The 12,760-nt window shown below is 61.9% G+C and carries 10 protein-coding genes; 9 read left to right on the forward strand and 1 reads right to left on the reverse strand.

The window, feature by feature from the left end; all coding sequences use genetic code 11:
* Positions 1–382 precede the first annotated feature (382 nt).
* The 9 genes from ACI48I_RS21795 to ACI48I_RS21835 all read left to right on the forward strand — a co-directional run bounded on the left by ACI48I_RS21795 (position 383) and on the right by ACI48I_RS21835 (position 10,321).
* Entirely contained in the window at positions 383–586 is a 204-nt protein-coding gene (locus ACI48I_RS21795; RefSeq protein ID WP_193687377.1) for a hypothetical protein, read from the forward strand.
* A 100-nt stretch (positions 587–686) separates the two neighbouring features.
* A complete protein-coding gene (locus ACI48I_RS21800) occupies positions 687–1,499 on the forward strand; it encodes an endonuclease/exonuclease/phosphatase family protein (RefSeq protein WP_193687376.1) in 813 nt (270 codons plus the stop codon).
* Positions 1,500–1,503: 4 nt separating this feature from the next.
* Positions 1,504–2,664, forward strand: a complete 1,161-nt coding sequence (clsB, locus tag ACI48I_RS21805; protein ID WP_498575379.1) for a cardiolipin synthase ClsB — start codon at positions 1,504–1,506, stop codon at positions 2,662–2,664.
* 13 nt (positions 2,665–2,677) lie between these two features.
* Positions 2,678–3,052: an RNA-binding S4 domain-containing protein gene (locus tag ACI48I_RS21810; RefSeq protein WP_498575380.1), complete on the forward strand. Its 375-nt coding sequence runs from the start codon at positions 2,678–2,680 to the stop codon at positions 3,050–3,052.
* A gap of 242 nt (positions 3,053–3,294) precedes the next feature.
* On the forward strand, positions 3,295–3,906 hold the full coding sequence (locus tag ACI48I_RS21815) for a TetR/AcrR family transcriptional regulator (RefSeq protein WP_498575381.1): 612 nt from the start codon (positions 3,295–3,297) through the stop codon (positions 3,904–3,906).
* A gap of 65 nt (positions 3,907–3,971) precedes the next feature.
* Positions 3,972–5,762, forward strand: a complete 1,791-nt coding sequence (locus tag ACI48I_RS21820; RefSeq protein ID WP_193687373.1) for an acyl-CoA dehydrogenase C-terminal domain-containing protein — start codon at positions 3,972–3,974, stop codon at positions 5,760–5,762.
* Positions 5,763–5,782: 20 nt separating this feature from the next.
* Positions 5,783–8,179 carry a 3-hydroxyacyl-CoA dehydrogenase/enoyl-CoA hydratase family protein gene (locus ACI48I_RS21825; RefSeq protein WP_193687372.1) on the forward strand — a complete coding sequence of 799 codons (2,397 nt, stop codon included), beginning with the start codon at positions 5,783–5,785 and terminating at the stop codon, positions 8,177–8,179.
* A 15-nt stretch (positions 8,180–8,194) separates the two neighbouring features.
* Positions 8,195–9,391 (forward strand): acetyl-CoA C-acyltransferase, encoded by a 1,197-nt coding sequence (locus ACI48I_RS21830; protein WP_193687371.1) that lies wholly within the window; start codon positions 8,195–8,197, stop codon positions 9,389–9,391.
* Between the two features lie 156 nt (positions 9,392–9,547).
* Complete coding sequence (locus ACI48I_RS21835) at positions 9,548–10,321, forward strand: enoyl-CoA hydratase (RefSeq protein WP_498575382.1); 774 nt, start codon at positions 9,548–9,550, stop codon at positions 10,319–10,321.
* 66 nt (positions 10,322–10,387) lie between these two features.
* Here the strand turns inward: ACI48I_RS21835 and ACI48I_RS21840 are convergent, their stop codons facing one another.
* Complete coding sequence (locus ACI48I_RS21840) at positions 10,388–12,556, reverse strand: putative bifunctional diguanylate cyclase/phosphodiesterase (protein ID WP_498575383.1); 2,169 nt, start codon at positions 12,554–12,556, stop codon at positions 10,388–10,390.
* Positions 12,557–12,760: the final 204 nt, after the last annotated feature.

A 12,760-nucleotide genomic window follows, 5' to 3' on the forward strand; every position in this document is an offset into this window, starting at 1 on the left:
ACCTTCCTTTTGTCCTACACGACTACCTCACGAAGACGTACAAAAAATTGTCTGAATGAAAAAATTCTGTTCATTCGGTACCAATAGTCATTAATGACTCAGTGAAAGTTCGTCAGACTGCCCGGAAAACCCGGCTAACATGCATACAAATTGATACAAATATGCTCTTGGCTTAAACAAATTATATATGGAAACATTTCCTGTTACATATTGAAACAAGTTCCCCAGGGAAAAATTACTGAAGGAAATTCGCTATGTTAGGTAGCGCACAATAGAATCCGCGTTTGACAAGAGGGAGCTCGTCCCCTATCGTCAGCAATTCGCGTCGAGCGAAGTTTTTAAACTGCAACACGTCCAACCAACGGATTCTGGGAGAAAATACATGGAACAATTCGAACCGAAGCACGAGGAAAAAGTGAAGGCAGTGAGCGTAGACGATGATTGCTTCTACATCGACCTGCTCTGCGGACTGCGCCTGAGCGGCCCGCGTCTGGTTTCCGTTCCTCTGTCCGAGGCAGAGAATCTGGCCGCGCCGCGCAATGCCGCGTTGCGCCAGCATTGGGAAGCAGCTCCCGCATTTGAATAAGCTGCACACGGGGTCGTGGCTCCCAGAAGGCTGCACCCCGTGCCGCACGATTGGAAACGTTATAAAAATGAACACGGACTGATGGGGTTAGAATGTTCCCATGAAGATTCGTGTCGCTACCTACAATATCCATAAGGGTGTCTCCTCGCTGCGCAGTACCCCCCGGGTGCTTGCGCTTAAGAAGGCGATTGCCGAGTTTCACGCCGATATCGTTTTCCTGCAGGAAGTGCAAGGGCGGCACGACCGCCATCACGCACGCTACGGCCAGCATAAACGCGAGACCCGCATCTGGCCGGAAGCCGCGCAATACGAATACTTTGCCGGCGAGTCGCATCACTCCGCCTATGGCATGAACGCCGTCTACGACCACGGCCACCATGGCAATGCCCTGCTCAGCTGTTTTCCGATCGAAAACTCGCATAACCACGACGTCTCCGACCACGCCTACGAGCAGCGCGGCATCCTGCACTGCGTGCTGGAAACGCCGGCGGGCAAGGTGCATTGCTATGTCGTCCACCTCGGCCTGTTCGAAGGCGGGCGCGGGCGCCAGACCGAACAGCTGATCGAAGCGGTCAACAAGTCGGCGCCGAACGGCGAGCCGGTCCTCATCGCCGGCGACTTCAACGACTGGCGCAATACCCTCAGCGAGCGCCTGCGCAATGCGCTCGGCGTGGTCGAGGTGTTTGACGAACTCGGGCCGAAATCGGCGCTGGGCGACATGGTGCGCGGCTGGGCCGGCCGCCAGCCGAGACTGGCGCCGGCACGCACCTTCCCGGCCGCGCTGCCCTGGTTCCGCCTCGACCGCATCTATGTGCGCGGCTTCAAGGTCGACAACGCCCAGGTGATGGCCGGCCCGATCTGGGCCAAGCTGTCGGACCACGCGCCCATCGTCGCCGAATTGCAGCTGGCCTGAAGCGATGCGCAGCGTTACCTATGTAGCGAACAACGACATCACCCTGCTGGAAACCGGACAACAGCTGTTCCCGGCGATGATCGCCGCGATCGACGCCGCCCGGCACGACATCCTGTTCGAAACCTATATCTTTGCCGAGGACGCCGTCGCGCGCGGCATCGAAGCGGCGCTGATTCGCGCAGCCGGGCGCGGCGTCAAGGTGCGGGTGCTGGTCGACTGGTTCGGCACCGGCCACCGCGCCTGCTGCCGCCGCGCCGAAGCCTTTGCCCAGGCCGGCGTCCAGTACCGCGTCTTCAACCCCTGGTTCAAGCGTGGCATCGCCCGCACCCACCGCAAGATCACGGTGGTCGACGGCGAAATTGCCTTTGTCGGCGGCATCAACATCAACGACGACATGCTGTGCGACTACGAGCCTTACCGGCCCTTGTCCGCCCCGCGCTGGGATTTCGCGGTGCAGGTACGCGGGCCGCTGCTGGCCCAGATCCACTTTGAAGCGCAGGCGCAATGGATGCGCGCCGGACGCCTCGATCTGCTCAGCCGCATCGAGCTGTTCCGCGAGACGCGCCGCTCGCCGCCGACCGAAGGCGCGCGCCCGATGCGCGCCGCCTTTGTCGTGCGCGACAACCTGCGCAACCGGAGGACCATCCAGCGCGCCTATTTACAAGCGATCGGCCAGGCCAGGAAAAGCGTGCTGCTGGCCAATCCGTATTTCGCGCCGGGCCGCAAGTTCCGCGAGGCCCTGGCCCAGGCCGCAAGGCGCGGCGTACAAGTGACGCTCTTGATCGGCGTCGGCGAATTCAAGATGCAGGATGCCGTGGCGCGTTCCTTCTATCCGAAGCTGCTCGCGGACGGCATCGACGTCGTGGAATACCGCAAGACGCAGTTGCACGCGAAGATCGCCGTGGTCGACGACGACTGGGCGACGGTCGGCTCCAGCAATTGCGACGGACTGTCCCTGTTCCTGAACCAGGAAGCGAATATCGTCGTGAAAAACGCTGCCTTTGCGCGCGCCGTGCGTACCCACATCGAGCGCGGCATTGCCGACGGCGAAGTGGTGCGCATGGAGGACTTCGAGGGCATCGGATGGGTGCGCCGCGTGCGCTATGAAATGGCTTACCTTCTCTATAAACTGACCATGCGCATTTTTGCTATCGGTTACGCATAAGGAAGAGCCAGACATGGATAACGTACGCATCGACAAGTGGCTGTGGGCCGCGCGTTTTTTCAAAACCCGTTCGATGGCGGCCGATGCCGTCGAGCGCGGGCGAGTGCGCATTGCCGGCGAACCGGTGAAGCCGGCGCGCGCCGTCAAAGTCGACGACAAGATTGCCATCGACAATGGTTCGGATCGCTGGGAAGTGGTGGTGCTCGGGATTTCCGATAAACGCGGCGCGGCGCCGATCGCGCGCGAGTTGTACCGGGAGACCGAGGAGAGCATCCAGCGCCGCGAGAACGATTCGGAGGCGAGAAGGTTGTTTCCGGAGCCGGGCAGTACGATCAAGGGCAGGCCGACCAAGCGGGACCGCCGGGCGATTGCGCGGGCCAGCGAGTAGGGTGGGCATGCCCACGCGGAACGTGATGTCATCGGCGGCGCCCAAAGCGAAGCCAACATGGTTCGACCGTTCGCGTGGGCACGGAGTGCCCACCCTACCGTAGCATCGGCACGGGGTGCCGATGCTACTAGAACCCCACCTCTAAGTTCCCGTTTGACATTCCACGCCTGATAGATAATAGTACGAGCGTTCGGATTTTTCGATTCACCCAGGGGAAACGTATCAACACTTCAGCAAAATTCATGCGCAAGGGCGAGCAGACGCGGGCGGCGATTCTCGACGTCGCGCTCGAGCTGGCCAGCCGTAATGGCCTCGAAGGCCTGACCATCGGCTTGCTCGCGGATCGCATGAACATGAGCAAGTCGGGCGTGTTTGCCCACTTCGGTTCGCGCGAAGATTTGCAGATGGAAGTGCTCAAGCTCTACCACCACCGTTTCGAACAGGAAGTGTTTTTCCCAAGCGTCAAGGAAGCACGCGGCTTGCCGCGCCTGGAATCGATGTTTGCGCGCTGGGTCAAGCGGGTATCGGTCGAAATCGCATCGGGCTGCATTTATATCAGCGGCGCGGTGGAGTACGATGACCGGCCAGGCCCGATCCGCGAATCGCTGGTAGCGATGGTGCGTGCCTGGCAGGGCGCGCTGTTGCGCGCCGTGCAGCAAAGCATCGACTGCGGCGACCTGCAAACGGGCGCCGACCCGCAGCAGCTGGTCTACGAGATGTACGGGCTGATCCTGGCCCTGCACCACGACGCACGTTTCCTGCGCGTCCCCGGCGCGCTCGACCGCGCCAACCGCGGCTTCGCCCGGCTGATCGAGAATTACCGCAATCCGGTTCACTGCAAGCATTCAGATTAAATGCGGCCGGCCTCGCCGCCCGCTCTTCAGTTACAAACAAATCTCACCTTCATCAGGAGAACACCATGGGTCAGTACGTCGCGCCAATCCGGGATATGCAGTTTGTGCTGCATGAATTCCTCAACGTCACCGAAGAATTCAAGAACCTGCCTGCCTACCAGGAAATCGACGCCGACATCATCAACCAGGTGCTGGAAGAAGGCGCAAAGTTCACCCAGGAAGTGCTGTTCCCGCTGAACCACTCGGGCGACCGCGAAGGCTGCCATTTCGACGCCGCCACCAAGACCGTGACCACCCCGAAAGGTTTTAAAGAAGCCTATAAACAGTACGTCGAAGGTGGCTGGGCGGCGCTGGCCTGCGATCCGGAATACGGCGGCCAGGGCCTGCCGGTTTCGCTGAACAATTCGTTCTACGAAATGCTGAACTCGGCCAACCAGGCCTGGACCATGTACCCGGGCCTGTCGCACGGCGCCTACGAGTGCCTGAAGGAACACGGCACGGACGAGCAGAAGCAGTTCTACCTGCCGAAGCTGGTCTCGGGCGAGTGGACCGGCACCATGTGCCTGACCGAAGCGCATTGCGGTACCGACCTGGGCCTCTTGCGCTCGAAGGCCGAGCCGCAGGGCGACGGCACCTATAAAATCACCGGCTCCAAGATTTTCATTTCCGCCGGCGAACACGACGTTGCCGAAAACATCATCCACCTGGTGCTGGCGCGCCTGCCGGACGCACCGGAAGGTTCGAAAGGCATCTCGCTGTTCCTGGTGCCGAAATTCCTGCCGAACGCGGACGGCTCGCTGGGCGAACGCAACCCGATCTTCTGCGGCGCCATCGAAGAAAAGATGGGCATCCACGGCAACGCCACCTGCCAGATGAACCTGGACGGCGCCGTCGGCACCCTGATCGGCCAGCCGCATAAAGGCCTGAACGCGATGTTCGTGTTCATGAACGCCGCCCGCCTCGGCGTCGGCATGCAGTCGCTCGGCCTGACCGAAGTCGCTTACCAGAACGCCCTGGTCTACGCCAAGGACCGCATCCAGATGCGCAGCCTGTCGGGCCCGAAAGCACCGGACAAGCCAGCCGACCCGATCATCGTGCACCCGGACGTGCGCCGCATGTTACTCACTGCTAAAGCCTACGCCGAAGGCGCCCGTGCAGTGTGCTCGTATGTCGCGCTGCAGATCGACCGCGAACTGAACCACCCGGACGAAGATGTCCGCAAGGAAGCCGCCGGCGAAGTCGCGCTGCTGACCCCAATCGTGAAAGCCTTCATCACCGACAACGGCTGGATCGCCACCTCGGAAGCGATGCAGGTCTACGGCGGCCACGGCTACATCAGCGAGTGGGGCATGGAGCAGTACGTGCGCGATGCGCGCATCAACATGATCTACGAAGGCACCAATACCATCCAGTCGCTGGACCTGCTGGGCCGTAAGATCCTGATGGACAACGGCGCCAAGCTGCGCGCCTTCGGCGAGAAGATCAAGGCATTCGTCGAAGAGAACGGCCTCGACGAGGCGATGTCCGAGTTCGTGACCCCGCTGGGCGAACTGGGCGACAAGGTCGGCAAGCTGACCATGGAAATCGGCATGAAGGCATTCACGAACCAGGACGAAGTCGGCGCCGCTGCCGTGCCTTACCTGCGCGTCGTGGGCCACATGGTGTTCTCGTACTTCTTCGCGCAGATGGCGAAGATCGCGCTGTCCAAGCAGGATTCCGATGACAAGTTCTATGCATCGAAGCTGGCCACCGCGCGCTTCTACTTTGCCCGCCTGTACCCGGAAACCGCGATGCTGATCCGCCAGGCACGCTCGGGTTCCGCCAACCTGATGGCGCTCGACGCCGACCTGTTCTAAGAACGCAAGGGATAAAAACCATGACCAATTTCACCGTCAAGAAAGTCGCCGTGCTGGGCGCGGGCGTGATGGGCGCGCAGATCGCTGCGCACTGCGTCAACGCCAAGGTGCCTGTCGTGCTGTTCGACCTGCCTGCGAAGGAAGGCCCGAAGAACGGCATCGTGCTGCGCGCCATCGAGAACCTGAAAAAGCTGTCGCCGGCCCCGCTGGGCAACAAGGACGACGCATCGCTGATCGAAGTCGCCAACTACGAAGACAACCTCGACGTGCTGGCTGGCTGCGACCTGATCATCGAAGCCATCGCCGAGCGCATGGACTGGAAGCACGACCTGTACGCCAAGGTCGCGCCGCACATCGCCCAAAACGCGATCTTCGCCTCGAACACCTCGGGCCTGTCGATCAACAAGCTGGCCGAAGGTTTCGATGAGAACCTGAAGGCGCGCTTCTGCGGCGTCCACTTCTTCAACCCGCCGCGCTACATGCATCTGGTCGAGCTGATCCCGACCACGTCGACCAATCCGGAAATCCTCGACCAGCTCGAGACCTTCCTGACATCGACCCTCGGTAAAGGCGTCGTGCGCGCCAAGGACACGCCGAACTTCATCGCCAACCGCGTCGGCATCTTCGGCATGCTGGCCACCATCCACGAAGCCGAAAAATTCGGCCTGTCGGTGGACGTGGTCGACGACTTGACCGGCGCCAAGCTGGGCCGCGCGAAGTCGGGCACCTTCCGTACCGCCGATGTCGTCGGCCTGGACACGATGGGCCATGTGATCAAGACCATGCAGGACACCCTGCAGGACGATCCGTTCTTCAGCGTGTACAAGACGCCTGAAGTCCTGTCGAAACTGATCGAGAAGGGCGCCCTGGGCCAGAAGAGCGGCGGCGGCTTCTACAAGAAGGTCGGCAAGGACATCCAGCGCCTCGATTTTGCAACCGGCGAGTACGTCGCAGGCGGCGGCAAGGCAGCCGACATCGTCGCGCGCATCCTGAAGGAAAAGGACCCGGTCAAGAAGTTCAAGGCCCTGCGCGAATCGACCAACCCGCAGGCGCAGTTCCTGTGGGCGATCTACCGCGACGCCTTCCATTACATCGCCGTCCACCTCGACACCATCGCCGACAACGCGCGCGACATCGACTTCGCGATGCGCTGGGGCTTCGGCTGGAGCGTCGGTCCGTTCGAGACCTGGCAGGCCGCAGGCTGGACCCAGATCGCGCAGTGGGTCAAGGAAGACATCGATAGCGGCAAGGCGCTGACCAACACCCCGCTGCCAGCATGGGTCTTCGAGGGACAAGTCGCCGAGAAGGGCGTGCACACCGTCGAGGGTTCGTACTCGGCCGCATCGAACAGCTATGTGCCGCGCTCGACCCTGGCCGTGTACGAGCGCCAGGCCTTCCGTGCACCGGTGCTGGGCGCAGGCGTCACCGACGCGAAAACCGCCGGCACCACCGTGTTCGAGGACGACTCGGTGCGCCTGTGGCACACCGGCGACGAGGTCCTGATCATTTCGCTCAAGACCAAGATGCACGTCATCGGCGACGGCGTGATCCAGGGCCTGAAGCGCGGTCTCGCAGAGGCCGAGAAGAACTTCAAGGGCCTGGTGATCTGGAATACCGACGCCACCGAAGGCGGCGCCTTCTCGGCCGGCGCGGACCTGCAATCGGCCCTGCCTGCCTTCATGGCCGGCGGCGCGAAAGCGATGGACCCGATCGTCAAGGAACTGCAGGACACCTTCATGCAGATGAAGTACTCGAACGTGCCGGTGGTCGCCGCAGTGGCTGGCCTGGCGCTGGGCGGCGGCTGCGAGATGGCCCTGCACGCGTCGAAGCGTGTCGCCTCGATCGAGTCCTATATCGGCCTGGTCGAAGTTGGCGTCGGCCTGGTGCCGGCCGGCGGCGGCCTGAAGGAAGCGGCAGTGCGCGCCTTCACGGAAGCCAAGGGCAACGACATCCTGCAATTCCTGAAGACCGGTTTCACCAACGCCGCCACCGCGCAGGTGTCGAAGTCGGCACTGGAAGCGAAGGCAATGGGTTACCTGAAGGAAGACGACATCATCGTCTTCAACGCCTACGAGCTGCTGCACGTGGCGAAGGTCCAGGCGCGCGCGATGTTCGACGCCGGCTACCGCGCACCGCTGCAGCGCCCTGTGACCGTGACCGGCCGCTACGGCTGGGCGACGATCCGCGGCCAGCTGGTCAACATGCGTGACGGCGGCTTCATCTCGGCCCACGACTACAAGCTGGGCGACATGATCGCCGAGATCGTGACCGGCGGCGACGTCGACCAGGGCAGCGTGGTGTCGGAGCAGTGGCTGCTCGACATGGAACGTAAAGCCTTCATCGAACTGCTGAACAACCCGAAGACGCAAGAGCGGATCATGGGCATGATGCAGACCGGCAAGCCAGTGCGGAACTAATCAAGGACGAATGACATGAGCAAACAACTTCAAGACGCATACATCGTCGCAGCGACCCGCACCCCGATCGGCAAGGCGCCACGCGGCATGTTCAAGACCACCCGTCCGGACGACCTGCTGGTCGCCGCGATCCGCGGTGCGATGGCCGCCGTGCCGAACCTGGACCCGGCACTGATCGTCGACGCCATCGTCGGCTGCTCGTTCCCGGAAGCGGAGCAGGGCTTCAATATCGCCCGTAATTCGGTGGTGCTGGCCGGCCTGCCGAACACGGTCGGCGGCGTGACCGTCAACCGCTACTGCGCCTCGGGCATCACCGCCCTGGCGATGGCGGCCGACCGCATCCGCGTCGGCGAAGCCGACGTGATGATCGCCGGCGGCGTGGAATCGATGTCGATGGTGCCGATGATGGGCCACCACCCGTCGATCAACATGGACACCTTTAAGGACGAGAACGTGGGCCTGGCCTACGGCATGGGCCTGACCGCAGAGAAGGTCGCCCAGCAGTGGAAAGTGTCGCGCGAAGACCAGGACGCATTCGGCCTGGAATCGCACCGCCGCGCCATCGCGGCCCAGCAGGCAGGCCTGTTCAAGGACGAGATCACCCCGGTCGAGATCATCACCCGCACGCCGAACCTGGCGACCGGCGAGATCTCGGTCAAGCGCCGCACCGTCGACCTCGACGAAGGCCCGCGCGCCGACGCCAGCCCTGAGGGCATGGCCAAGCTCAAGCCCGTCTTCGCCGCCAAGGGCACCGTCACCGCTGCGACTTCGTCGCAGATGTCGGACGGCGCCGGCGCCCTGATCGTCGTCAGCGAGAAGATCCTGCGCGAGCACAACCTGACTCCGCTCGCGAAATTCTCCTCGTTCGCCGTGCGCGGCGTACCGCCGGAGATCATGGGCATCGGCCCGAAGGTCGCGATTCCCGCAGCCCTGGCCGCCGCCGGCATCACCCAGGACCAGCTGGACTGGATCGAACTGAACGAAGCCTTTGCCGCGCAGGCATTGGCCGTGATCCGCGACCTCGGCCTGGACACCAGCAAGGTCAACCCGATGGGCGGCGCGATCGCCCTCGGCCACCCGCTGGGCGCAACCGGTGCCATCCGCGCCGCGACCGTCGTGCACGCACTGCGCCGCAATAACCTGAAATACGGCATGGTGACGATGTGCGTCGGCGCCGGCATGGGCGCGGCCGGTATCATCGAGCGCGTTTAATTGTGAACAGTGGCCGTGTCAGCGTGTTCGTTGATGCGGCCGGCACGTATCACCGCGTGGGCACGAGTGCCCACCCTACGGCCGTCGCGTAACGTAGGGTGGGCACTTGTGCCCACGCGTTTTCGTGCTTCTGAAAACCCGGGAGACAAAAACATCATGAGCATTCAAACGACCAAAACCAACGGTGTTCTGACCATCGAATTCAACCGCCTCGAGCGCAAGAACGCCATCACCGGCGCCATGTATTCGACCATGGCCGAGGCGCTCCTCGACGCCGAGCAGGACCCGCAAGTGCGCGCCGTCCTCATCACCGGCAAGCCCGAAATTTTCACGGCCGGTAACGACCTCGACGACTTCCTGAACAACGCCGGCGACGGCGCCATGACCGAAGACCGTCCCGTCTTCCAGTTCATGAAAGCGCTGGAGGGCTGCACCAAGCCGGTCGTCGCCGCTGTCGCCGGCGCCGCGGTCGGCATCGGCACCACGATGCTGATGCACTGCGATCTGGTCTATTGCGCCGACAACGCGAAATTCTCGATGCCGTTTACCCAGCTCGGCCTGTGCCCGGAATTCGCCTCGTCCCTGCTGGTCGCGCAAGCGGCCGGCTATACCCGCGCGGCCGAAAAGCTGATGCTGGGCGAAGCGTTTACGGCACAGGAAGCCTTCGAGATGGGCATCGTCGCCAAAGTGCTGCCGGCCGCCGAGCTGCTCGCCTTCGCGCAGGGCCAGGCGATGAAACTGGTGGCGCTGCCTGCCGCCTCGATCCGCGCCACCAAGGCCCTGATGCGCCGTCCGCGCGCCGCCATCGTCGCCGAGACGATGAACGTCGAAAACAAGCAGTTCGGCGCCATGCTGGTCGGCGCCGAAGCGAAGGAAGCGTTCACGGCTTTCTTCCAGAAGCGCAAGCCGGACTTTTCGAAGTTCGATTGAGCAAAAGCAGGGACAGGGATGACATTCGGACACGCACTCAACTGTAGCGCTGCAGTGAGGCGGAGGTCATGTTCGAATGTCGGACCTGGCGCCAGTAGGGATGCTGCTGCCGGGCGGTGAGACTGTTTCGCAGCGTTCGGTGAGCCAGGCCAGAAACGCGTCCTTGTCCATCGGCCGCGCGATGTAATAGCCCTGCAGCGCCCAGATACTCATCTTCGCCAGCGTGGCGCGTTGCGTCTCGTTTTCAACACCCTCTGCGACCACCTGCATGTCCATGTGGCGCGCAATGCGGACGATCGTCTCGACCAGGTCGGTATCGCGGGCGTTCATGCCCAGGTTCTTGACGAAGCTCTGGTCGATTTTTAGTTCATCGATCGGCAGCCGGCGCAGGTAGGACAAGGACGCATATCCGGTGCCGAAGTCATCGATGCTGAAGCGTAAGCCGAGAGCGCGCAAGGCGTTAATCCGCGCGATGGCGTCGTTCAGGTCGTGGATGAACAGGCTTTCCGTTATTTCAAGCGTCAGGCGGGAGGCGTCCGCCCCAGCGTTCGCGAGGATGTCCTGGACGTGGCTATCGAAACCTCTCTGGTTGATTTGCCAGTTACTGATATTCACGGAGATGTGGCCGTCAAAGGCCGGCACGTTTCGGGCCAGCTGTCCAACCTGTTCACACGCCTGCTGTAAAACCCATGTTCCCAGGTCGTGAACGAAGCCGCTCCGTTCCGCGATCGGGATGAAGACAGCGGGCGAAACGAACCCTTTGCCGGGATGCCGCCAGCGCAGCAATGCTTCGGCACCCAGGACATTGCCCTGAAAATCCACTTGAGGCTGGTAATAGAGCTGGAATTCGCCTCGCTTCAGGCCAATGCGCATGTCGCGCTCGAGCTCGTGCTTCTCTGCCAGTTCGGTCTGCATCCCGGATTCATACAGCTGGATGCTGCCGCGCCCGGCGGACTTGGCACGCGCCAGCGCCATTTCCGCGCATTGCAGAGGCTTCTTTGCCAACGGGGAGGGGTAGGCGAATACCGAAATGCCGGCACATGCCCCAACGTCAAGCGTCCTGTCATTGAACGCGAATGGTTGGGACAAGATATGCAGGCAGCGTCTTGCAATGTCGCATGCCACCTCCGTCGGCTCGCGTGTATCGAAGGCAAGATCGGGAAACAGGAAACTGAATTCGTCTCCACCATAGCGAGTAAGTAATCCGCCTTCTATGTCGGAAGCTCCCAGCCTCTGTGCCACCAGCTGTAGGACGGTGTCGCCCACGTCATGTCCAAGCACATTGTTGATGGTCTTGAAGTCGTCCAGGCCAAGCATGATCAGCGCGCCGTGCTTGCTGCCGGTTTCCTGTCGCAACACCAGATCGAGCTGTTCGTCCAGCTTGGCGCGGTTGGGGAGCCCGGTCAGGCTGTCGCGAAAGCCGATTTGCCGGATATATTCTTCGGTCCTTTCGCGTAGCGTGATTTGGTGCTGCAGGTGTTTGGAAGTCCTTTCCAATGCACGGTTCATTTCGTGCAGATCCATTCCCAGCGAGAAGTTCATGAACAGGATCAGCCCGAAGTAGGCAATGCCGCCCAAATAGAGAAACTGGACACGCCCAAGGTCGACCAGCAAACTCGATACCGACGCCGCCAGCATGGCCAGTAGCGCCAGGCCCAGCAGGATTGCAGCGCGTCGGGCGCCATGCCGGTAGAGATGGGCGGACCTGGCCAGGCCCCATAGCAGGACCGTCGTCGTCAGGCACCTGGAAACGATATTCCAGCGACTGATGCTCCCATAACGCAGTGCGAAAGTTTCGCCCCAGGGCATCGATTGCACTCGTACGCTATCCAGGGAGTCGAAGCGCAAGCTATAGGGCATGGCGAAATTGAGGGCGACGAGACCGGCGCTGGCGATCGTCATCAGCAACAGCCAGCGGCGGTAGCGTTCCTGTCCGGTATAGATCGCGATGAATCCAAACAGGGCCGGATAAAATGCCAGCGCAAACGCCACGCGCCACTGCGTGAGCCTGGCCGTGACCGCGGGCGCGTCTGCCATATAGAAGCGGTGATCGACCAGGAATAAAAGCGTTACGGCGATACTCATCGCAGCGTAAAAACTGTACAGGCCACGACGATAGCCGGAGAAGACAACGAGCAGAGCCTGCATGGCCGTATAAGCGGAAATTGCCGCTGCCAGCAGAAATGCGAGGGGGACCAACTGCATCTGTCCCGGTTCGTTCAGCATGAGATTCATGGGCGCTCCGGCATCGGTGATCGATCGGCGGCAGGAAGTGAGCCGCGATGCCTGACTCGGTCGAGCGCAATTGCAGCGTAGTCATTGATGTCTCGTCCCCAGTCTACCCGCAGTGGATAGGAGAGACAAGGCAAGGCACGCCTGAATCGTGCTACCGAAAGGCGCGATGTTCCAGGAAACAAAAAGGGGCAAAACTGCCGCGTG

The organism is Massilia sp. LXY-5, assembly GCF_059801075.1.